Origin of the sequence: Streptomyces sp. NPDC002734 (assembly GCF_040295685.1) — a bacterium.
In the GTDB taxonomy this organism is placed as follows: Bacteria; Actinomycetota; Actinomycetes; order Streptomycetales; family Streptomycetaceae; genus Streptomyces.
Genome location: NZ_JBEOVU010000032.1, coordinates 14,922 through 35,562, shown reverse-complemented (window position 1 = coordinate 35,562; position 20,641 = coordinate 14,922). Strand labels below are relative to the sequence as shown.

General features: G+C 73.8%; 18 protein-coding genes and 1 tRNA gene. 5 read left to right on the top strand and 14 right to left on the bottom strand.

Features of this window, described 5'->3' with window-relative positions; all coding sequences use genetic code 11:
• The 5 genes from ettA to ABT026_RS24995 form a co-directional block, all read right to left on the bottom strand.
• Positions 1–1,665: an energy-dependent translational throttle protein EttA gene (gene ettA, locus ABT026_RS25015; protein WP_351117396.1), complete on the bottom strand. Its 1,665-nt coding sequence runs from the start codon at positions 1,663–1,665 to the stop codon at positions 1–3.
• A gap of 130 nt (positions 1,666–1,795) precedes the next feature.
• Positions 1,796–3,250 carry a thioester domain-containing protein gene (locus tag ABT026_RS25010; RefSeq protein ID WP_351117395.1) on the bottom strand — a complete coding sequence of 485 codons (1,455 nt, stop codon included), beginning with the start codon at positions 3,248–3,250 and terminating at the stop codon, positions 1,796–1,798.
• Between the two features lie 201 nt (positions 3,251–3,451).
• The gene (locus ABT026_RS25005; RefSeq protein ID WP_351117394.1) at positions 3,452–3,976 is read right to left on the bottom strand and encodes a single-stranded DNA-binding protein; all 525 of its coding nucleotides are present in this window, start codon (positions 3,974–3,976) and stop codon (positions 3,452–3,454) included.
• A 97-nt stretch (positions 3,977–4,073) separates the two neighbouring features.
• Positions 4,074–6,452 carry a GTPase gene (locus ABT026_RS25000; RefSeq protein ID WP_351117393.1) on the bottom strand — a complete coding sequence of 793 codons (2,379 nt, stop codon included), beginning with the start codon at positions 6,450–6,452 and terminating at the stop codon, positions 4,074–4,076.
• Between the two features lie 3 nt (positions 6,453–6,455).
• Entirely contained in the window at positions 6,456–8,114 is a 1,659-nt protein-coding gene (locus ABT026_RS24995) for a dynamin family protein (protein ID WP_351117392.1), read from the bottom strand.
• Positions 8,115–8,422: 308 nt separating this feature from the next.
• Between ABT026_RS24995 and ABT026_RS24990 the strand changes: the two genes are divergently transcribed.
• A tRNA-Arg gene (locus ABT026_RS24990) sits at positions 8,423–8,495 on the top strand.
• A 104-nt stretch (positions 8,496–8,599) separates the two neighbouring features.
• Here ABT026_RS24990 and ABT026_RS24985 read toward each other — a convergent pair.
• Together ABT026_RS24985 and ABT026_RS24980 are read right to left on the bottom strand one after the other, a co-directional pair.
• Entirely contained in the window at positions 8,600–9,100 is a 501-nt protein-coding gene (locus ABT026_RS24985) for a hypothetical protein (protein ID WP_351117391.1), read from the bottom strand.
• Positions 9,101–9,122: 22 nt separating this feature from the next.
• The gene (locus ABT026_RS24980) at positions 9,123–9,725 is read right to left on the bottom strand and encodes a class I SAM-dependent methyltransferase (protein ID WP_351117390.1); all 603 of its coding nucleotides are present in this window, start codon (positions 9,723–9,725) and stop codon (positions 9,123–9,125) included.
• Positions 9,726–10,011: 286 nt separating this feature from the next.
• On the opposite strand from ABT026_RS24980, the gene ABT026_RS24975 reads away from it, so the two are divergent.
• Positions 10,012–10,314: a chaplin gene (locus ABT026_RS24975; protein WP_351117389.1), complete on the top strand. Its 303-nt coding sequence runs from the start codon at positions 10,012–10,014 to the stop codon at positions 10,312–10,314.
• A gap of 178 nt (positions 10,315–10,492) precedes the next feature.
• On the opposite strand, the gene ABT026_RS24970 is transcribed toward ABT026_RS24975, so the two are convergent.
• The 6 genes from ABT026_RS24970 to ABT026_RS24945 all read right to left on the bottom strand — a co-directional run bounded on the left by ABT026_RS24970 (position 10,493) and on the right by ABT026_RS24945 (position 15,531).
• Positions 10,493–11,356 (bottom strand): tyrosinase family protein, encoded by an 864-nt coding sequence (locus tag ABT026_RS24970; RefSeq protein WP_351117388.1) that lies wholly within the window; start codon positions 11,354–11,356, stop codon positions 10,493–10,495.
• Positions 11,340–11,870 (bottom strand): tyrosinase family oxidase copper chaperone, encoded by a 531-nt coding sequence (locus ABT026_RS24965; RefSeq protein WP_351117387.1) that lies wholly within the window; start codon positions 11,868–11,870, stop codon positions 11,340–11,342. Before ABT026_RS24965 ends, ABT026_RS24970 begins: the two co-directional genes overlap by 17 nt.
• A 151-nt stretch (positions 11,871–12,021) precedes the next feature.
• Positions 12,022–12,294 (bottom strand): hypothetical protein, encoded by a 273-nt coding sequence (locus ABT026_RS24960; protein ID WP_351117386.1) that lies wholly within the window; start codon positions 12,292–12,294, stop codon positions 12,022–12,024.
• A gap of 195 nt (positions 12,295–12,489) precedes the next feature.
• Positions 12,490–13,053 carry a chaplin gene (locus tag ABT026_RS24955; protein WP_351117385.1) on the bottom strand — a complete coding sequence of 188 codons (564 nt, stop codon included), beginning with the start codon at positions 13,051–13,053 and terminating at the stop codon, positions 12,490–12,492.
• A gap of 130 nt (positions 13,054–13,183) precedes the next feature.
• Positions 13,184–13,411 (bottom strand): chaplin, encoded by a 228-nt coding sequence (locus tag ABT026_RS24950; protein WP_108955271.1) that lies wholly within the window; start codon positions 13,409–13,411, stop codon positions 13,184–13,186.
• Positions 13,412–13,611: 200 nt separating this feature from the next.
• Positions 13,612–15,531 (bottom strand): AMP-dependent synthetase/ligase, encoded by a 1,920-nt coding sequence (locus ABT026_RS24945; RefSeq protein ID WP_351117384.1) that lies wholly within the window; start codon positions 15,529–15,531, stop codon positions 13,612–13,614.
• A gap of 251 nt (positions 15,532–15,782) precedes the next feature.
• Here ABT026_RS24945 and ABT026_RS24940 point away from each other — a divergent pair, with 251 nt between their 5' ends.
• Complete coding sequence (locus tag ABT026_RS24940) at positions 15,783–15,971, top strand: hypothetical protein (protein WP_351117383.1); 189 nt, start codon at positions 15,783–15,785, stop codon at positions 15,969–15,971.
• Positions 15,972–16,031: 60 nt separating this feature from the next.
• Here ABT026_RS24940 and mmsA read toward each other — a convergent pair whose 3' ends face one another.
• Positions 16,032–17,543, bottom strand: coding sequence for a CoA-acylating methylmalonate-semialdehyde dehydrogenase (mmsA, locus tag ABT026_RS24935; protein WP_351117382.1), 1,512 nt, complete (start codon positions 17,541–17,543; stop codon positions 16,032–16,034).
• Between the two features lie 278 nt (positions 17,544–17,821).
• Here mmsA and ABT026_RS24930 point away from each other — a divergent pair, with 278 nt between their 5' ends.
• Positions 17,822–18,061 (top strand): heavy-metal-associated domain-containing protein, encoded by a 240-nt coding sequence (locus ABT026_RS24930; protein ID WP_108955267.1) that lies wholly within the window; start codon positions 17,822–17,824, stop codon positions 18,059–18,061.
• A gap of 92 nt (positions 18,062–18,153) precedes the next feature.
• Positions 18,154–20,454 (top strand): heavy metal translocating P-type ATPase, encoded by a 2,301-nt coding sequence (locus ABT026_RS24925; protein WP_351117381.1) that lies wholly within the window; start codon positions 18,154–18,156, stop codon positions 20,452–20,454.
• Positions 20,455–20,641 lie beyond the last annotated feature (187 nt).

Genomic DNA, 20,641 nt, shown 5'->3' with positions numbered 1-20,641 from the left:
TCAGTCCCGGGTCAGCTTCTTGTAGGTGGCACGGTGCGGACGCGCCGCGTCCGGGCCGAGCCGCTCGACCTTGTTCTTCTCGTAGGACTCGAAGTTGCCCTCGAACCAGAACCACTTGGACTCGCCCTCGTAGGCGAGGATGTGCGTCGCCACGCGGTCCAGGAACCACCGGTCGTGGGAGACGACCACGGCGCAGCCCGGGAACTCGAGCAGCGCGTTCTCCAGCGAGGACAGGGTCTCGACGTCGAGGTCGTTGGTCGGCTCGTCGAGGAGCAGCAGGTTGCCGCCCTGCTTCAGGGTGAGCGCCAGGTTCAGGCGGTTGCGCTCACCGCCGGAGAGCACGCCGGCCGGCTTCTGCTGGTCCGGGCCCTTGAAGCCGAACGCGGAGACGTAGGCGCGCGAGGGCATCTCGACCTGGCCGACGTTGATGTAGTCGAGGCCGTCGGAGACGACCTCCCACAGCGTCTTCTTGGCGTCGATGTTGGCGCGGCTCTGGTCGACGTAGCTGATCTTGACCGTCTCGCCGACCTTGATGTCGCCGGAGTCGGGCTCCTCGATGCCCTGGATCATCTTGAACAGCGTGGTCTTGCCCGCGCCGTTCGGACCGATGATGCCCACGATGCCGTTGCGCGGCAGCGTGAAGGACAGGTCGTCGATCAGGACCTTCTCACCGAAGGCCTTGCGGAGGTTCTGCACCTCGACGACCACATTGCCCAGGCGCGGGCCCGGCGGGATCTGGATCTCCTCGAAGTCCAGCTTCCGCATCTTGTCCGCCTCGGCGGCCATCTCCTCGTAGCGCGCCAGACGCGCCTTGGACTTGGCCTGCCGCCCCTTGGCGTTGGAGCGGACCCACTCCAGCTCCTCCTTGAGGCGCTTGGCGCGCTTGGCGTCCTTCTGGCCCTCGACCTTCAGGCGGGTGGCCTTGGTCTCGAGGTACTTGGAGTAGTTGCCCTCGTAGCCGTGCAGACGGCCGCGGTCGACCTCGCAGATCCAGCCCGCGACGTTGTCCAGGAAGTACCGGTCGTGGGTCACGGCGACGACGGTGCCGGCGTACTGGGCGAGGTGCTGCTCCAGCCAGTTCACCGACTCGGCGTCGAGGTGGTTGGTGGGCTCGTCGAGGAGCAGCAGGTCGGGCGCCTCGAGCAGCAGCTTGCACAGCGCGACGCGGCGGCGCTCACCACCGGAGAGGTTGCTGACCGGCCAGTCGCCGGGCGGGCAGCCCAGGGCGTCCATGGCCTGCTCCAGCTGGGCGTCCAGGTCCCACGCGTTGGCGTGGTCCAGGTCGTCCTGGAGCTTGCCCATCTCCGCCATGAGCTCGTCGGAGTAGTCGGTCGCCATGAGCTCGGCGATCTCGTTGAACCGGTCGAGCTTGCCCTTGATCTCGGAGACGCCCTCCTGCACGTTCTCCAGGACCGTCTTGTCCTCGCTCAGCGGCGGCTCCTGCAGCAGGATGCCGACGGTGTAGCCGGGGGTCAGGAACGCGTCGCCGTTGGAGGGCTGCTCCAGACCGGCCATGATCTTGAGGACGGTCGACTTTCCGGCGCCGTTCGGGCCGACGACGCCGATCTTCGCCCCGGGGAGGAAGGAAAGGGTGACGTCGTCGAGGATCACCTTGTCGCCGTGCGCTTTGCGCGCCTTGCGCATGGTGTAAATGAACTCAGCCAAGAGAAACCGTCCGGCAGCTCGAAACTCGCGGTGGGCAGATACACCCCATCTTGCCGTACCGCCACCCCAGGACGAAAACGGCCCGTCCGGGCGACGCCGCGCGGCGAGCGCGCGCAGCGTCGCCGGTCCGTCACTCGGGGTGGGCGTCCTCGCGGGGGCGGCGGGCGACGCTGAGGACCGCGGCGCCGACGACGAGGAGGCCCGCGCCGATCGAGATGAACAGTTCGGTGCCGTCGCCTCCGCCGGTGGTGGCGAGGTCCTCGCCTGCCGGGGGTGCGGCGGTGGGCAGCGGGCTGGGCGCCCCGGAAGCCGTCCGGGTCCGCACCGAGGCCGCCGCGGCGCTCTCGGTGAGGCAGTCGAGGACGCCGCCGAAGACGACCGGGCGCATCGTCGCGCCGTCCGCCGCCTCCACGCCGACGGTGTACGCCTGGTCCTCGGCCAGCGGCTGGGAGACCGTGCGCCGCTCGCCCGGGGCCAGCACGTAGTCGGCGCCGGCCACCCGGTAGGCGAGGTCCTCGTCGCCCCGGTTGAGCAGGGTGACGTCGAGGCCGGACGCCTTGCCGGACCCCTCCGCCTCGCAGCGCTCGCGCCCCCACACGGCGGGCACGGCGCCGCCGCGGCGCCACGCCGCGGTGGCGGTGGCGCGCACGGTGGTCTCACTGGAGGCGGCGACCACCTGGGCCTGGCTGCGGCTGTCGGAGGTGAGGGCCCGCCCGACCGGCACGGTGGTGGTGGCCTCGACGGTGAGCGTCGCCGCTCCGTCGTCGGCCTCGGCCGGGACGTCGACGTACAGCTTGTCGCCGTCGTCCACCGTCTCGAGGGTTCCGCCGTCCCTGTCGGTGATCCACGCCGGGCTGTTGTCGGCGGGCGGCAGCACCGTCACGTCGTCGGCGCCGGTGCGGACGGTGAGCGGCCCCATGAGGCCGCCGGGCCGCCCGGCGGCCGCGGGCGGGTCGAGCCGGAGGGAGGCGCGGGGCTCCTTCTGCGTGCGGGCGTTCTTCACCAGGTAGTCGGCGAGCCGCTCGGCCTGCGGGTCGGCGGCCGTCACGTCGGCGCCGTCGGAGAGGCGCCAGACGGCGACCTGCGTGCCGGCCGCGGCGTCCTGCTCGGTCAGCCCCTTGGCGCGGGCCCGCTCGGCGAGGTCGGCGAGGTCGTCGACCTGCGGGTAGGAGTGCCGCAGCACCCAGACGATCCGTCCGGCGTCGCGGTTGCCCGCGAGCGAGGTGCCCCGCCAGTCGCTCTCCTGATAGACGACGCCCGGCTGGGTGGTGCGCTCGATGTCGACGCCGTAGGTCTGCAGGGTTCCGCCGCCGTCCACGGAGAGCTCGAACAGCCCGGCCGGGACCTCCCGGTCGCCGTCCTCGCCGTGGATCACCGCTGTGCCGAACGCGCGCAGGTCGCCGGCGACGGCCGAGGCCCCGCCCGCGTTCCACTGCGGCGTCGTGGGACCGCCCGCATCACCGGTGGCGGCGACCGCGACGGCCGCGCCCTGAACGGCGAGCAGGCCGGACAGCAACGACACCACGGCGCCACGGACCGCGCCGGACCGGCGCGCGCGCCCCGTCTGCGACGACGACGAACTCACGGAACTCCCCTCCGGTCAGGGCCTGGTGACGCGGGCCTCGGGAGCCGTACGCGGCGTCATCGACCCATGACCCACTCCGGCATCCTAGGGAAGCCCCGGCGGCGTCCCGCGGGAAGCCTGGTACGGGAGAGGTTCCGACTCGCAATTGTTACCGCCCGAAGCGGGACCAACCGGAGCCAACCCGGACGACCTCCGGTGACGTCATGTCAACAGGGCCGCGCCCGTCGACGCTTGTACGCCCCACGGATCGTCCGGCACGCCGGGAGGCGCACCCGGCCGGGTCCACGCGGCCGCCTGTCGCGCCCCCGGGGCCTGCCGGGTCGCGCCTGCCCCGGCGTCGTGCGGCGGGGCCTGGGCCGGCGCCTCGGTCCGGGTGGTGCGACGGAACGCCGAGGTGCCGCGGGCCAGGTCGTGTCCCACCGCGGCCGCCTCGATGTCCGCGTCAATGCGGCTTTGGCCGTCGCGCGTCTCGGTGCGCACCTTGAGCCTGCCGTGGACCACCACCGGGTCCCCCACCGACAGCGAGGCGGCCACGTTCGCCGCCAGGGAGCGGCGGGTCCACACCGTGAAGAAGTTGGTGTGCCCGTCCACCCACATGGCCTTCTCCCGGTCCCAGTAGCGGGGTGTGGCGGCCAGCCGGAAGCGGGCGACGTGACCCCGCTCGTCCTCCCGGTGGACCGGTTGCGTCGCCACGTTCCCCACCGCGCAGATCACCGTCTCGTTCATGGCTCGTCCCTTTCGCCCAGGACGCCGACGGGCCCGTCCCGTTCGGCTTCCCCACCAGGGTGCGGCCGAAGGGACGGGCCCGTCGCGGGCTGTGGACTCAGAGCGAGACTGTGGACAACTCCCCCACCCGGGAGGGTGAACGGCTGCCGCCGAGGCCGCCGGCGCCCACCGGCACGGCCCCGCTGACCACCCCGTACTGCTCGCGCACCTCGCGGTGGCGGGCGACCTCGTCGGCGATCGGCTCCAGCACCTTGATCCGGCCGCACTCCTCGGCCGCCTCGCGCAGCAGCAGTTCGGCCTCCAGTCCGTAGCGCCGCGCGGGGGCCCGCGCGGCCGCCCGGCAGGCCCACTCGACCGCCGGCCCGCCCACGATGCCGATCACCATCAGCAGGACCGGGACGCCCAGTTCGGCGCCGAGCACGCCGACGATCTGTCCCAGCAGCCAGAGTCCGCCGACGACCTGGACCAGCGTCATCGCCGCCTGCACCAGCACCGCCGCGGGCCACCAGAAGGGCCTCGGCGTGCGTCCGGGCGGCGCCGACCTCCGGGACAGTTCGTCCAGTTCCTCGGGCAGCCCCTCGGCGGCCCGCAGCGCGGCCTCGCGCACCGCCTGCGCCCAGGGTTCGGGCATGCCCCGGCAGGCGCGTTCGGTCACCGTGCGCACCGCCTGTTCCACCCGCTGCCGGGCCGTCGCCTCGTCGTCGGCGGGCTGGCTCACGGCGAACCGCCGGGTGGTGAGCGGGGCGCGCCGCCCCTGGTACCAGCGCCACAGCCGCAGCCACGGCGTGCCGCAGGCCTGGTTGGCGCCGCGCATCCAGGCGCGTTCGGCGGCCTCGCCGGCGGCCCGGGAGCCCACCGCCGCGGCCAGTCCGTCGGCGAACTCGTCCTGCGCCTCCTCGCTGAGCCCGGCTCGCGCGCCCGTGGTGTAGGCGGGCCGCAGCCGGGCCGCCGCGGCGTCCACGTCGGCGGCGATGCGCCGGGCGGCGGCGCCCCGTTCGCGCACGAACCGGCCGAGGGCGTCCTTCAGGTCGTCCACGCCGTCGCCGGTCAGCGCGGACAGCGCCAGCACGGTCGCGCCGGGCTCCCCGTGCTCGCTGAGGGCGATGCCGTCCTCGTCGAGCAGCCGTCGCAGGTCGTCGAGGACCTGGTCGGCGGCCTCCCCGGACAGCCGGTCGACCTGGTTGAGCACGACGAAGGTGATCTCCGCGTGCCCGGCCATCGGCCGCAGGTACCGCTCGTGGAGAACCGCGTCGGCGTACTTCTCCGGGTCGACCACCCAGATCACCGCGTCGACCAGCTTCAGCAGCCGGTCGACCTGCTCGCGGTGCTGGACGGCGGCCGAGTCGTGGTCCGGCAGGTCGACCAGGACCAGACCGTTCAGCCGCTGCTCGTCCTCCGCGTTCTGCAGCGGGCGGCGGCGCAGGCGTCCGGGGATGCCGAGGCGGTCGATCAGCGGGGCCGCGCCGTCGCTCCAGCTGCAGGTCAGCGCGGCGGCGGTGGTGGGGCGCCGGACGCCGGTCTCCGAGATGGCGACCCCGGCCAGGGCGTTGAACAGCTGCGACTTGCCGCTGCCGCTGGCGCCCGCGATGGCGACGACGGTGTGCCGGCCGGAGAGCGCGCCGCGCTCCGCGGCCCGGTCCAGGACCTGACCGGCCTCGGCGAGGACCCGGCTGTCCAGGCGCGCCCTGGACATGCCGATCAGCTCACGCAACGCCTCGAGCCGGCCCCGGAGCTGGCTCCCGTAGACCGGTTCGGCCGCCTGCGGCGTGGAGGCGGCGGGGGCGGACGGCGTCACCCGGGAGATCAGCGGCGGGGAGCCGGGTGGCCGCGGGGCGGTGGTGGCGAGGCCGGCACGGCGGACGAGCGACCCGCCGGGGCCGGGGAATCCGGGTGCGGCGGCGCCCCTGCGGACCCCGAAGCGGTCCTCGGCCCGGACCCCGCCGCCGGCTGCGTCGACCCTGGGGCGGACCGTTCCTGGCGTCTCGACCCGGACCCTGCGCACGTGCGTCCCGGGAACCCCGCCCGGGTCCTCCTCAGTCTCCTGCGCCTCACGTTCCTCACGCGTCACGTGCCCCTCGCGCGTCCCGGGTTCCTCCGGCGCCACACGCGTCTCGTGGGTCCCCCGCTCCTCGCGCGCCTCTCGCGGGTCGGCGTCACGGCCGCCGCCCTCCGGGCGGCTACCGCCGGGCGTCCCGTCGTCGTTCCGCGGCGTGTCACGGCGGGCGGAGGTCCGCCGGCGCGAGGCGTCACGCCCGAACGCGCCGCCGTCGCCCGCGCCGTCGCCCGCGTCGGAGTTCACGTGCGGGTTCACGTCGGAGTCCGTCCCGTGGCCGGCGGCCGGGTCCGCCTCCTCGTCGGCGTGGGCGCTCTCCCGGCTCCCCCGTCCGTCGGGTTCCCGGCCGGGGTCGCCCCCCTCGCCGGGACGGTCGGGTCGGTCGGGGCGGTCCGTCGGGTCGTGGTCAGTGACGGCGGTCACCGGTCACCTCTCCTTCTGCAGTACGGACAGCGCGGCGATCAGTTCGGCCTGCGGTTCTGCGTGCACGTCGAGGGCCTCCAGCGGCGACAGCCGGCGTTCGCGTTCGGCGCCGATCACGCGGTCCACCAGGGAGGTGAGCAGCCGCGATCCTCGGTCACGCAGCCTCAGCGCCCCGTGCGGGCCGATCCGTTCGGCCAGCCGTTCGCCGGAGGAGCGGGCGCGGCGGCCGCCCAGCAGGGCGGTGACCGCCAGCGCGGCCACCGCCTCCGGGTCCGGCGCGGCTGCGCGTTCCAGTTCGCGCACCTCATCCTCGGCGTACTCCTCGATCTCCCGCCGCCAGCGCCGCACGGCCATCCCGATGCGGTGCTCCGCGCTCTCGCCGCCGTCCGGCGGGGCGTCACCGAGCAGGCCGGGCGCTCCGGCCGCCGGCTCCCGCCGCCAGGTCTCGTCGGCGCGTTCGTCGGCGGCGGTCACGGCGCACAGCAGCAGCTCGGTCAGGCTGTCGCAGAGCGCGTCGAGCAGCTCCGCGGGGTCGCAGTCGAGGGGGTAGGCCCGCCACCGCTTGAGCGCGTCCCCGGCGAGAACGGCGCCGGCCTGGATGCGGCCGCGGACCCGGGTGTGCTCGGCCTCGTACGCCTTGTCCACGGCGTTGGTGAGCCGCAGCGCGGCGGCGTATTGCGCGGCCGCGGCTCCGGCCAGCTCCGGCATGCGGGTCCGCAGCGAGTCCAGCACGCCCCGGGCGGTGCGGGTCACGGCGTGGCCGCGGGCCGCCGGGTCCTCGGCGAGCCCGGTCAGCCACTCGCGCAGCGGCGCAACGGCGGTGGCCGGCAGCAGGCCCCCGCCGGAGGCCGACTCGGGCAGCTCCGGCACCGTGAAGCGGGGCACGTCGCCCAGTCCGGCCTTGGTGAGCAGCGCCGCGTACTGGCGCGACACCTCGTTCACCACCTGGTGCGGCACCCGATCGAGGACGGTGACCAGCGTGACGTCGTACTGCTTGGCGGCGCGCAGCATGTTCCAGGGCACCGCGTCGGCGTACCGGGAGGCGGTGGTCACCATGATCCAGACGTCGGCGGCGCAGACCAGTTCGGCGGCCAGCACCCGGTTCTCGGCGACCAGGGAGTCCACGTCCGGGGCGTCGATCAGGGCGAGCCCGCGCGGGAGCGTCTCGGCCGTCTCGATCCGCAGCGCCCGCTGCGTCGCGGCGCCGCCCTTGCGTTCGCCCCGTCCGGTCCGGGTCACGCGCAGGCCTCCGCGCCGGCCCGGCACCGGATCCTCGGCCGGGTCGTCTCCCCTGACCCGGGCGAGCCGGGGCAGCACCCGCATGCCGCTGAACCAGTGGCAGTCCTCCGGGTGACAGACCAGCACCGGGGTGCGGGTGGTCGGCCGGAGCACCCCGGCCTCGCTGACCTGCCGGCCCACCAGGGAGTTGACCAGGGTCGACTTCCCCGCACCGGTCGAACCGCCGATCACCGCGAGCAGCGGAGCCTCCGGATCCCGCAGGCGCGGCACCAGGTAGTCGTCGAGCTGGGCGAGCAACTCGTCCCGGTTGGCCCGGGCCCGTGGGGCGCCCGCCAGCGGCAGCGGGAAGCGTGCGGCGGCGACGCGGTCCCGCAGGGCGGAAAGAGCGTCGAGCAGCTGAGGCCGTACGTCCAAGGTCACCACATGTGAAGAATGCCCAACTTTACGGACTTTCTGAAGCATATGGGCATGTCTGCGTGCCGCCGTCTCCGGATACCGAAGGGACGACCGGGTCGCATGCATAACGAGTGCACAACACCCGGCGCGTCAGGCGCGAAAAGCGCTGCGCGAACCGGTACTGCCTGGGATCATCAGGACCGCTTCACCGAACCTCCACAAGGAGCCACGGAGGCGAGGCGATGGGGACGCGCAGGATGGGACGCCTATCCTTGTCCCCGGCAACGTCACGGACATGCCCGGACCCGGGCACCACGACAGAGGCCGGCACACCGGCCCCCGTAGCTCAGTGGATAGAGCAGGCGCCTTCTAAGCGCTTGGCCGCAGGTTCGAGTCCTGCCGGGGGCGCTCACACCTCCTGACCAGCGGAAACGCTGGTCATTCTTTTTTCCGGCCCCGATCGCCGCAGCGCTGGGCCAAGCGCCTTGCCGGGCATCGACCCGGCGGCGCGATCACGCCGGCTGCTCCAGGGTGATCACGACCATCACCGGCAGGTCGCCGTCGTGCTGGACGGCGCCGGCGGTGAGGGCGCGGCCCTCCAGGTTCCATCCGCGCAGCGCGATGTACTCGTCCTCGCCGGTCGCCTTCCGCCCGGTCGGGGTGAGGCGTCCCGCGAGCGAGGATCGCTCGATCAGCGGTACCACCGCGGCCAGCACCCGTTCGCTCTCCTCGTGGACGGCGTCCACGTCGTCGAAGTAGCCCGAGGCGTCGACGTCGCGGATCCAGACGGCGAACGAGACCTCGATCGCCCCGTCGTCGAACGGCAGGATCCACGCCCGGACGCCGTCCTTGTCCCAGCCCGTCGGGACGCCGTCCCCGGAACGGGACCGGCCGCCCGGCGTCCACCCGTTCGCCGCGAAGCACCGCGCGGCGCCGGCGACCGTGAGCGGCAGAAGCCCGCGGAGTTCCTCCAGCACGCCGGTCGCCGCGGCCACGCCGTGGGCGACGGTCACGGCACCCGGCTCTCCCCCGCCGTCACTCCGGCCTCCGCACGACGAGCGTCTGCCACCACACCTCGGCCCGGCCCAGCCCGTCCGTGTGGTTCTCCGTGAGGCGCGCGAGCTCCAGCCCCTGCTCGGCGGCGTGGGCGGCCGCCTCCTCGGCGGGGACGTCGAACATCACCCTGTCCCGCGGCGGGGCGCCGCGGCGCAGGGAGAGGACCAGCAGGCCACGCGGGGCGAGGAGTTCGGCCAGACGGGCCATGGCGGCGGACCGCTGCCCGGACGTGAGGTGCATCCACACCGCCGTCGCCATGATCAGGTCGAACCGGCCGGTCAGCCGTTCCAGGCGGGGAAGGGAGTCCTCGACCCAGGTCACTCCGGGGGCCGGGTGCCGCAGCCGGGCCACCTCGCGCATCTCGCGGACCGGCTCCACCGCCACCACCTCGTGGCCGCGCGCCGCCAGCGCCTGGGCGTCGCGCCCCGTGCCCGCGCCGATGTCGGCCACCCGGGCCGGTGCGGGCGGGAGCAGGTCCAGCACGTCGGCGTGGATCTTCTCGAAGGGCACGCCCCCGTACCGCTCACCGAGGTCGGCCGCGTTGCTCGCGTAGTAGGGCTGGACGCCCGTGTCCTGGGTCATGGCGTCACGGTAGGCGAGCCCTCGGACACCCGGGCGGATCTTCACGGATCTCCGGAATCGCGACCGGCGAACCGCCCGGACGTTTCTCTCCGGAGGCATGATTCACCCGTCCGGCGGTGGTGTTCCGCCTGTTCGGAGGCATGGTTCGTCCATCGGTGACGCCCTCCTGTTCAAAACGGGTGATTGCCTCGAACCATGCCGTTACCAGGACGACCGAGGCGCGTTGAAGGGGGAGTGCGGCGGCGTTGACCTGCTGCCGACCTCACCGAGTAAGAAGGAGTACGTGATGTCTCGCATCGCGAAGGCTGCCGTTGTCGCTCTGGGCACGGGTGCTGTGGTTCTGGGTGGCGCCGGCATGGCGCTGGCGGACGCCGAGGCCGAGGGCCAGGCCGTCGGTTCCCCGGGTGTCATCTCGGGCAACGTGATCCAGGTTCCGATCAACGTCCCGATCAACCTGTGCGGCAACACCATCAACGTCATCGGCCTGCTGAACCCGTCCGCGGGCAACGTCTGCGCGATCGACAGCGAGTTCGAGAAGGACCATGGCAAGAAGGACCACCACAACAAGAGCCACGGCTACGGTCGCTGACCAAGCCGCTCCGCTCTTGCGGTAATGCGAAGAGGGCCTCGACGGTTTCCCCGTCGGGGCCCTCCCGCGCGTCCGGACCGCGCTGAGCGCCCGTGGTGCCCCGGAGCCCCGAGGCCCGCGAGGGGCCACGGGGCACGGGCACGGGGCACGGGCACGGGGCACGGGCGGGAGGCCGTCGTCAGGCGTAGACGTAGATCTCCGCGACGTTCTCCATCTCGGCCGGGGTGAACTCCCAGGGCGGGACCGGCTCCGAGCGCGCGACGATGCGGCCGAACTGGCTGTCGCGCCGCCCCGGCGGCCGGGCCGGCAGGTACCGGGAGCGGCGGTGCCGCTGCTGCCAGCGGGTCCACAACAGGTCGACGTAGGCGTGGTGGAGCCAGAACGCCGGGTCGTTGACGGACGCGGCCCCCAGCATCGTGCCGCCGATCCAGCGGTGCACCCGGTTGTGGTTGCGCCAGGAGGCCGAGCCCGCGCCGCGGCCCCAGCCCTCGATCTTGTTGCGGAAGCCGCGCGTCGCGGTCGAGTCCCAGGGCGCGGCGTCGTACACCGGGTCCTGCAGCGCCGAGGCGACGTCGCGCGCCGTGGGCAGCGCGATCGGATCGTGCGACCGGCCGAGGTCACGGGTGAGGTAGTCGGTGTCGGTGACGTTCACGTCGAGGACCCAGCCCTCGCGGCGGGCGAACGGCCCGGTGGTCACCTGGCGGTCGGAGCGTCGGCCGTTGCCGCCCAGCAGGTCCTCGGTCCACGGCGTCCCGGCGGCGCTGCGGTTCCTGGTCCAGTCCCAGTAGGGCAGCGTCACGGCGGAGTCGATCCGCTGCAGCGCCTCCTCGAACTCCAGCAGGAAGAGACGGTGCCAGGGCAGGAACGACGGGGTCATGTGGGCGGCGCGCAGACCGCTCTCCCCGTCGGGGGCGAAGTGCTCGATGTGCGTCAGCACGAACCGGTCGTACTCACCCCGGCGTTTGAGCTCCAGGACCGCCCCGACGAACCGGCGGCGCTCCCCGGTGGTGAGTCTGCCGACGTTCTTACGCGTGTACACCATGCCCGTGCCCCTCCCCCGTGGCCCCGCCGGTCCTGGGAACGCCCGCGCCGCCCGCGGAACCGTGGGAGAGGCCGCTGAGCCGTTCCCCGGGCCGCAGTTGGTCCACGGCGGCGCGGGCCGCCTCCCTGGGGGTGGGGTAGGAGCCGTAGTGGTCGACCATGCTCAGGTACGAGCCGTCGGCACGGCGCATCAGGTGCAGCGGCTGGTCGTCCAGCGTGACGTGCCAGTCCGTGCCGGTCCCGGAGGAGGCGACGCGGGTGCGGCTGCGGAAGCCGTGGATCCGGCGGCCCCGGTAGACCTCGTCGAAGACGGCTTCGGCGGCGGCGCCGGGCGCCCCGGGCGCTCCCCGGTGGTGCCGGTCCGCGCGCGGCCCGCCCCCGGCCGGGGAGGGAGCCGGGGAGTGGGCGGTCTGCGGCCGGGAGGCGGCCGCGGCGACGACCGGTGCGGTCACGGCGGCGAACGCCGTCGCCAGCAGGAGACGCAGTGCGCCCCGCCGGCTCCTCAGGACGGGCATCGTGGTTCTCCAGCAGATCCGTCGGTGGTGACGTGCGAAGACTCCCGGCCGGGCGGGCGGCACGGGAGGACGGGCGGCGGCGGGGGAACAGGCGTGGGCCGGCTCCGCCCTTCCGGCGGAACCGGCCCGGCCGGCGAGCTCCCGGCAGGCGTCAGCCGCCGGCGGGAAGACCGCCGAGCAGTCCGCCGCCGTTCTTGTTCAGCTGCTCCGTCATGCCGTTGACCGCGTTGAGCGGGGAGCCCTCGGACTCGGTGTCGAGGAGGTTCCCACCTTCCTGGTGCTGGATCGGCATCAGCGGACCCGCGAGCTCGGTGACCGAGCCCAGCGCGGAGCCGGGCTCCTCGGCGGCGGAGGCGGTCCCGGAGACACCGGCCGCGGCGGCCAGCGAACCGACGAGGACGGCGGCTGCCTTCAGAGACTTCATCGTGTTCCTTTCATGCCGTGGCGGACCGGCGACGCGTGCCGCCACGACGGGCTTTCGACTCTCCGTGCCCAACGAGCCACATCGCTCGGGGAAACCCCACCGGCGCGCACCCGGCCGAAAGGGGCCCCCTACGCGGACCGGCCGCCCCTCCGCGGGAATGACGGAAGGGCGGCCGGTGGCGAGCCGTGGGGCAGGTCAGCAGGCGCCGACGCGTCCGCGGCGGTACAGCAGGGCGCCACCGCCGATGAGCGCGGCGGCCGCGGCGGCCGCCGCGGCGGTCCCGGCGGCGCCGGTCTCGGCCAGCTGCGGGCCGTCGTGGCCGTGCGGCACCGGGGCGGGCGGCACCGAGCGGTCGTCGGCCGGAGGCTTCTGGTCGTCGGTGGGCGGGTTCTCCTGGCCGGGGGCCGGAGGCTTCTCGTTGTCGCCCGGAGGGTTCTCCTGGCCGCCGCCCGGAGGCTCCTCGTGGCCGTAGCCGGGCGGGTTGTCCGGGTGGTGCGGGTGGTGGCCGCCACCCGGGTTCCCGCGGCCGTCGTCGTCGTCCGCCTCGACGTCGGTCAGGCAGGTGTTGCCGACCGCGGGGTTGAGGAGGGCGATGACGTCGATCGTGTTGCCGCAGACGTTGATCGGCACGTTGACCGGCACCTGGATCACGTTGCCGGACACGACACCGGGGGAGTTGGCGGCCTGCGCCTCCGCCTCGGAGTCGGCGAAGGCCGGGGCGCCGTAGGCGGCGAGGAGGCCGGTTGCGGCGGCGGCCATGACCGCGCCCCTGCTCAGAGACTGTCGCACTACTGATGATCTTCCTGCTCGGAGAATCGGGGAGGGCCGGCTCCGGCATACCCCGAGGGCACGTTGGAGCCGGCCCGGGTACTGCCGAGTGGCCGGTACGTCAGTTGATGCTGCAGAAGTTGCCGATGGCGGGGTTCAGCAGGCCGATGACGTTGATCGTGTTGCCGCACAGGTTCAGCGCGACCTCGACCGGCACCTGGATGACGTTGCCGGAGAGCACACCCGGGGAACCGACGGCCTGGCCCTCGGCCTCGGCGTCGGCGAAGGCCGGGGCGGCGATGGAAGCCGCCATCAGGGCGCCCGCAACGACTGCAATGCTCTTCTTCATGAAGTTTCCCTTCTCAACGGTCATGCCCCTGTGTCGGCCTGAACCGAGTGTGTCGGCCTGAACCGAGCGAGCTCACGAGCGGCTCGCACCATGACCTGCCGAGAAGTAGAACGAGGTGACCGCCAGGAGGAAACTCCGCAGAGCACCCGAACCGGGAATTCACCCGAATGCCAGGTGTAGTGTGACAAATCATCAGCCCCTCAGGGCGTCCTGCGGTACAGCTCCTCGATCTGCTCCTTGTACGCCTCCGCGACCGCGTGCCGCTTGACCTTGAGGGACGGCGTGAGCAGCCCGTTCTCCTCGTTCCACTCCCCCTCGACGAGGACGAAGGAGCGCACCGACTCCGCCCGGGAGACCGCCCGGTTGGCGTGGTCGACGGCCTTCTGCACCTCGGCCCGGATCCGCTCGTCCCGGACCACCTCGGACATCGGGGTGTCGGCCGGCCTGCCCCGCACCTGGAGCCAGTGGGCGACGGCCTCCGGGTCCAGGGTGACCAGCGCGCCCACGAACGGGCGGTTGTCGCCGACCACCATGCACTGGCCGACCGGCGACCGGCTGCGCATCCGGTCCTCCAGCACCGCCGGGGCCACGTTCTTGCCGCCGGAGGTGACGATCAGGTCCTTCTTGCGGCCGGTGATGGTCAGGTAGCCGTCCTCGTCCAGCGCGCCGAGGTCACCGGTGGCGAACCACCCGTCGCGCAGCACGGCGTCGGTCGCCTCCGGGTTGTTCCAGTACGAGCCGAAGACGATGCCGCCCTCGACCAGCACCTCGCCGTCCTCGGCGATCCGGACCGCCGTGCCGGGGACGGGGCGTCCGACGGTGCCCGGGCGCGGTTCGAGCGGCGGGACCACGGTGGCGGCGGCGGTGGTCTCGGTGAGGCCGTACCCCTCGTAGACCAGGACGCCGGCCGCGTAGAAGAACAGGTTGAGCTCGCGGTCGAGCGGGGAGCCGCCGCTGATGGCGTACCGCAGCCGGCCGCCCAGTTCCTTGCGGATGCGGCGGTAGACCAGCAGGTCGTAGAGCGCCCAGCCGGCCCGCAGGGCGAGGCCGGGACCTTCGCCCTGCCCGAGGAAGCGGCGCAGGTGGGCCTCGGCGAATCGGACACCGAGGCGTTCGGCGCGGTCGAAGGAGGCGCCGCGGCCGATCTTCTCGGCGGTGGCCCGGCCGGTGTCGCGGATCTTCTCGAACAGGTATGGCACGCCGACCAGGAAGGTGGGCCGGAACTCCCGGAACAGGGGCCGCAGTTCGTCGGGCTTGATGCTGGGGCAGTGGCCCAGTTCGATACGGGCCATCTGGCAGGCGATCTGGATGGTCCGCCCGAGGATGTGGGCCAGCGGCAGGAAGAGCAGGGTGGAGGCGGCCCGGCCGGTGGCGGCCTTGAACACCGGGTGGAGCAACTCGACGGTGTTGGCGGCCTCGGCGTGCAGGTTGGCGTGGGTGAGGACGCAGCCCTTGGGGCGCCCGGTGGTGCCCGAGGTGTAGCAGAGGGTGGCGACGCTGTCCGGGCCGAGGCCGGCGCGGCGTTCGGCCACCGCGGCGTCGGGTATCCGTCTGCCGAGGGCGACGAGTTCGGCGACGCCGCCCCCGTCCAGCTCCCACAGCCGCGGGGGCGCGGCCTGCGTCCCCTGGAGCACGACGGCGGCGAGTTCGGCGCTCTCCACGACGACGAAGCGGGCGCCGGAGTCCTCGAGGATCCACTCCACCTGCTCCGGGGCCGAGGTCGGGTAGACCGGGACGGTGCGCCCGCCGGCCGCCCAGACCGCGAAGTCCAGCAGGGTCCACTCGTAGCGGGTCCGCGACATCACGGCGACGCCGCCGCCGGGTTCCAGGCCCGCCGCGATCAGCCCCTTGGCGACGGCGGTCACCTCGCGGGCGAACTCCTCGGCCGTCACCGGCGTCCAGGTCCCGTCGTCGCCGCGGCGGCGGAGCACCACGGCGTCCGGGGCCTCGGCGGCGTTGGTGAACGGCAGGTCGGCGATGCTGCCGCGTTCGGACGGCGCGGCCAGGGCGGGGGTGCGCGCCTCGCGCACGACACCCTGCTCGTCCCGGACGGTCTCCACGGCGGCGGCGCGGCCGCCCATGCTCCGCCGTGCCCGCTTCATCTCGCTGCGTACGCCCATGTGCGCTCCCCGGTCCGGCGTTTCGGGTGTCGGGCCGCCAACTTACTCGTGCGTAAAGAAGAGTCAACGGGTCCGGCGTGAAGGCGTCGGGAAGATGCGGGGTGGCGAAAAACCGACTGCGGGCCTGTCGGTGGTGGCGGTTAGAGTCGTGGGAAGGGTTCGGCGGCACCGGGGGCGAGGCGGGCCGGCCCGAATGACCGTCCGTCGGTTCTGGGTTCGCCGGTTCGTCCGGTCGTCGTGAGGTGGGGCGCATGAAGCTGCGGTACACCGCGGCGTGGGTGGGGTGCACGGTCGCCGCGCTGATGGTCACGTACGCGGCGGGAGTCGCGCCGGACGGCGCGGGCCCCGCGGAGGCGGAGATTCCGGGCGTCAGTTCCGAGGGCCCGAGGGGCCAGGGCGCCGCCCTCCCCCTCCCGTCCCCGACGGCCGCGGCGCACTGACCGGCGCACCCCCGCCCTCCCGGGAGAGGGACGGGGGCGAGCCGGGGACGGCGGGCCGGGTCAGTGGTTGCGGGGGAAGCCGAGGTCCACGCCGGGCGGCGTGTCGGCCGGGTCGGGCCAGCGGGTGGTGACGACCTTGCCGCGGGTGTAGAAGCGCGTGCCGTCGTTGCCGTAGATGTGGTGGTCGCCGAAGAGCGAGTCCTTCCACCCGCCGAACGAGTGGTACCCCACCGGCACCGGGATCGGGACGTTGACGCCCACCATCCCGGCCTCGACCTCCATCTGGAACCGGCGCGCCGCCCCGCCGTCACGGGTGAAGATCGCCGCGCCGTTGCCGAACGGTGAGGCGTTGACGAGCGCCAGCCCCTCCTCGTAGGTCTCGGCCCGCAGCACGCACAGCACCGGGCCGAAGATCTCGTCGCGGTACGCGTCGGCGGTGACCGGCACCCGGTCCAGCAGCGAGATGCCGATCCAGTGCCCGTCCTCGTACCCCTCGACGGTGAAGCCGGTGCCGTCCAGGACCACCTCGGCACCCTGCGCGGCGGCGCCCCGCACGTACGAGGCCACCTTGTCGCGGTGGGCGCGGGTGATCAGCGGACCCATCTCGGAGACCGGGTCGTGGCCGGGGCCGATCACGACCTTCTCGGCGCGTTCGCGGATCCGGCGCACCAGCTCGTCGCCGATCGCACCGACGGTGACCACCGCCGAGATCGCCATGCACCGCTCCCCCGCCGAGCCGTAGGCGGCGGAGACCGCGGCGTCGGCGGCGGCGTCCAGGTCGGCGTCGGGCAGCACCAGCATGTGGTTCTTGGCGCCGCCGAGCGCCTGGACGCGTTTGCCGTGGGCCGCGGCGGTGGTGTGGATGTGCCGGGCGACGGGCGTGGAGCCCACGAAGGAGACCGCCCGCACGTCCGGGTGCTCCAGCAGCCGGTCGACGGCGACCCGGTCGCCGTGCACGACGTTGAACACCCCGTCCGGCAGGCCGGCCTCCGCGAGCAGCGAGGCGAGCAGGTTCGCGGCCGAGGGGTCCTTCTCGGAGGGCTTGAGCACGAAGGTGTTCCCGCAGGCGACGGCCAGCGGGAACATCCACAGCGGCACCATGGCGGGGAAGTTGAACGGCGTGATGCCGGCGACCACGCCCAGCGGCCGGCGGATCGCGGCCACGTCCACCCGGTTCGCCACCTCGGTGGACAGCTCGCCCTTGAGCTGGACGGGGATGCCGCAGGCCAGGTCGATGATCTCCAGGCCGCGGGCGACCTCGCCGAGGGCGTCGGAGTGCACCTTGCCGTGCTCGGCGGTGATCAGCCGGGCGATCTCGTCGCGGTGGGCGTCCACCAGGGCGCGGAACCTGAACAGGATCGTGGTGCGGGCGGCCAGCGAGGAGCGGCCCCAGTCGGCGAACGCCGCCTCGGCGGCGGCGACGGCCGCGTCCACCTCCTCCGCGGTGGCGAAGGCGACCTGCGTGGTGACGGCGCCGGTGGCGGGGTCGGTGACCGGGCCGAACCTCCCGGACGTCCCCTCGACGGTCCTGCCGCCGATCCAGTGGTGGAGGGTCTGGAGGGTCTTCGTCATGCGGGACTCCTTCGCAGTCGACAGCTCGCCGGACCGTCCATCACACCAGGACCGGGCCGGGGAACGCTCCCGACACAGTGTGTGCCTCCACAGCCCGGCGCCGACACCCCGCGCCCGGCGGGTCCTGGCGGGCCCGTGGCCGTTGTGGCACCCCGCGCCGGGCGGGCCCCCGGCCGTCGGCGCGCCCTGCCGGCCTCCTTCTTTGGCGTATACCCCCTGGGGGTATAGTCTGGGTACCAGAGGGCGACAACGCCATCCCATCGATCAGGAGTAACGACATGACCCAGTCGACCGACACCCAGGGAACCGTCACCGCCGTCTACAAGGTCACCGGCATGAGCTGCGGCCACTGCGAGGGCTCGGTCTCCGGCGAGCTCTCCCGCATCCCGGGCGTGGAGTCGGTCAAGGCCGTCGCCTCGGCCGGTGAGGTCACCGTGGTCTCGGCCGCCCCGCTGGAGGAGGAGGCGGTCCGCGCCGCCGTGGACGAGGCCGGCTTCGAGTACGCCGGCCGCGCCTGACCGCCCGCGGCACGCGCGCGACAGCGCACACCCGCGCTCACGCTCGCGACGCCGCGTCCCGCGTCACCCCCGTCATCGCCCAGGAGGACCGAATGTCCAGCACCGTCACCACGACCGGGACGGCGGACCCGGTCGCGGACGCGCCCCGCTCCGAGGTCGAGCTGCTGATCGGCGGCATGACCTGCGCCTCGTGCGCCGCCCGGATCGAGAAGAAGCTCAACCGGATGGACGGCGTGGAGGCCACGGTCAACTACGCCACCGAGAAGGCCCGGGTCTCCTACCCCGAGGGGGTATCGGTCGGCGACCTGGTCGACACGGTGGTGAGGACCGGGTACACGGCACAGCCGCCTCCGCCGCCGACGCCCGCGCGAACCGCCGGGCCGGACGTCTCCGCCGGGCAGGCGGCCGAGGGGGACGACGACCCCGAGGTGACCGCGCTGCGGACCCGGTTCACGGTCTCCGCGGTCCTCGGACTGCCCGTCGTGCTCCTGGCGATGATCCCGGCGCTGCAGTTCGACAACTGGCAGTGGCTCTCCCTCACCCTGGCCGCCCCGGTCGTGGTGTGGGGGGCGCTGCCGTTCCACCGCGCCGCCTGGACCAACGCCCGGCACGGCGCGGCCACCATGGACACCCTCGTCTCGCTGGGCACCCTGGCCGCCTTCGGCTGGTCGCTGTGGGCGCTGTTCCTCGGCGACGCCGGCATGCCCGGCATGCGGCACGCGTTCTCGCTCACCGTCTCCCGCGGCGACGCCTCCGCGACGCTCTACCTGGAGGTCGCCGCCGGGGTCACGGCGCTGATCCTGCTGGGCCGCTGGCTGGAGGCGCGTTCCAAGCGGCGCGCCGGGGCGGCGCTGCGGGCGCTGATGGAGCTGGGGGCCAAGGACGTCGCGGTGCTGCGCGACGGCCGTGAGACCCGGATCCCGGTCGACGCGCTGGCGGTCGGCGACCGGTTCGTGGTGCGGCCGGGTGAGAAGGTCGCCACCGACGGCGTGGTGGTGGAGGGTTCCTCCGCCGTGGACGCCTCGCTGCTGACCGGTGAGTCGGCGCCGGTGGACGTCTCGGTGGGCGACGCGGTCACCGGGGCGACCGTCAACGCGGGCGGCAGGCTCGTCGTGGAGGCCACCCGGGTGGGCTCCGACACGCGGCTGGCCCGGATGGCCGAGCTGGTCGAGGAGGCGCAGAACGGCAAGGCCGAGGTGCAGCGGCTGGCCGACCGCATATCGGGGATCTTCGTCCCGGTGGTGCTGCTGATCGCGCTGGGCACCCTGGTCGGCTGGCTGCTGGCCGACGGCGACGTCACGGCGGCGTTCACCGCGGCGGTGGCGGTGCTGATCATTGCCTGTCCCTGCGCGCTCGGTCTGGCGACGCCCACGGCGCTGATGGTCGGCACCGGGCGGGGCGCCCAGCTCGGCATCCTGATCAAGGGCCCCGAGGTGCTGGAGTCGACCCGCCGGGTGGACACCGTGGTGCTCGACAAGACCGGCACGGTCACCACCGGCTCGATGACGCTCCACGAGTCCCACGCCGCCGAGGGCGTCGAGGAGGCGGAGCTGCTGCGCCTGGCGGGCGCGGTGGAGCACGCCTCCGAGCATCCGGTGGCGCGTGCGGTGGCCGCCGGAGCCCAGGAGCGGGTGGGTCCGCTGCCCGCGGTGGAGGACTTCGTCAACCTGCCCGGCCGGGGCGTACGCGGCCGCGTGGAGGGGCGTGAGGTGACCGTCGGGCGGCTCACGGCGGACGGGGCGGCCCCGGAGCTGCCCGAGGCCCTGGAGCGGGCCAAGGAGGCCGCGGAGGACGCCGGACGCACCGCGGTGGTGGTCTCGTGGGACGGCGCGCCGCGCGGGGTCCTGGCGGTCGCCGACACCGTGAAGCCGACCAGCGCGGAGGCGGTGGCCGAGCTGCGCCGCCTGGGGCTGCGTCCGGTGCTGCTGACCGGTGACAACCGGCGGGCGGCGGTCTCGGTGGCCCGCTCGGTGGGTATCGACGAGGCGGACGTCGTCGCGGAGGTCCTGCCCGAGGACAAGGTGGAGGCGGTGCGCCGGCTCCAGGCGGAGGGCCGCACGGTGGCCATGGTCGGCGACGGCGTCAACGACGCGGCGGCGCTGGCGGCGGCGGACCTGGGCCTGGCCATGGGCACGGGCACCGACGCGGCGATCGAGGCGAGCGACCTCACGCTGGTCCGCGGGGACCTGCGGGTGGCGGCGGACGCGATCCGGCTCTCCCGGCGGACGCTGGCCACCATCAAGGGCAACCTGTTCTGGGCCTTCGGCTACAACGTGGCGGCGTTGCCGCTGGCGGCGGCGGGGCTGCTGAACCCGGTGATCGCGGGTGGCGCGATGGCCTTCTCGTCGGTGTTCGTGGTCAGCAACAGCCTGCGGCTGCGCGGCTTCCGCTGAGCCGGCCGGGGCGCCTTCCCGGGGCGCCCGCGGACGGCCTTCGGACGGCCTTCGGCACGGTCCGCGGCGCGGTCCTCGCCACGGCTTTCCGCGCGACCGGCCGGCCCGGTCGCCCGACCGGGCCGCACCCCTGGTCAGGCGGCCCGGCCGGGTGACCGAAAAACGGCTTGCGGCAAATCCGTCGTCC

Excerpts from the sequence above, each read along its gene's own strand:
- ABT026_RS25005 (WP_351117394.1), bottom strand. The coding sequence starts at position 3,976 with ATGAACGAGACGGTGATCTGCGCGGTGGGGAACGTGGCGACGCAACCG.
- ABT026_RS24980 (WP_351117390.1), bottom strand. The coding sequence starts at position 9,725 with ATGACCCAGGACACGGGCGTCCAGCCCTACTACGCGAGCAACGCGGCC.
- ABT026_RS24975 (WP_351117389.1), top strand. The coding sequence starts at position 10,012 with ATGTCTCGCATCGCGAAGGCTGCCGTTGTCGCTCTGGGCACGGGTGCT.
- ABT026_RS24970 (WP_351117388.1), bottom strand. The coding sequence starts at position 11,356 with ATGGTGTACACGCGTAAGAACGTCGGCAGACTCACCACCGGGGAGCGC.
- ABT026_RS24965 (WP_351117387.1), bottom strand. The coding sequence starts at position 11,870 with ATGCCCGTCCTGAGGAGCCGGCGGGGCGCACTGCGTCTCCTGCTGGCG.
- ABT026_RS24960 (WP_351117386.1), bottom strand. The coding sequence starts at position 12,294 with ATGAAGTCTCTGAAGGCAGCCGCCGTCCTCGTCGGTTCGCTGGCCGCC.
- ABT026_RS24955 (WP_351117385.1), bottom strand. The coding sequence starts at position 13,053 with ATGGCCGCCGCCGCAACCGGCCTCCTCGCCGCCTACGGCGCCCCGGCC.
- ABT026_RS24950 (WP_108955271.1), bottom strand. The coding sequence starts at position 13,411 with ATGAAGAAGAGCATTGCAGTCGTTGCGGGCGCCCTGATGGCGGCTTCC.
- ABT026_RS24945 (WP_351117384.1), bottom strand. The coding sequence starts at position 15,531 with ATGGGCGTACGCAGCGAGATGAAGCGGGCACGGCGGAGCATGGGCGGC.
- ABT026_RS24940 (WP_351117383.1), top strand. The coding sequence starts at position 15,783 with ATGAAGCTGCGGTACACCGCGGCGTGGGTGGGGTGCACGGTCGCCGCG.
- mmsA (WP_351117382.1), bottom strand. The coding sequence starts at position 17,543 with ATGACGAAGACCCTCCAGACCCTCCACCACTGGATCGGCGGCAGGACC.
- ABT026_RS24930 (WP_108955267.1), top strand. The coding sequence starts at position 17,822 with ATGACCCAGTCGACCGACACCCAGGGAACCGTCACCGCCGTCTACAAG.
- ABT026_RS24925 (WP_351117381.1), top strand. The coding sequence starts at position 18,154 with ATGTCCAGCACCGTCACCACGACCGGGACGGCGGACCCGGTCGCGGAC.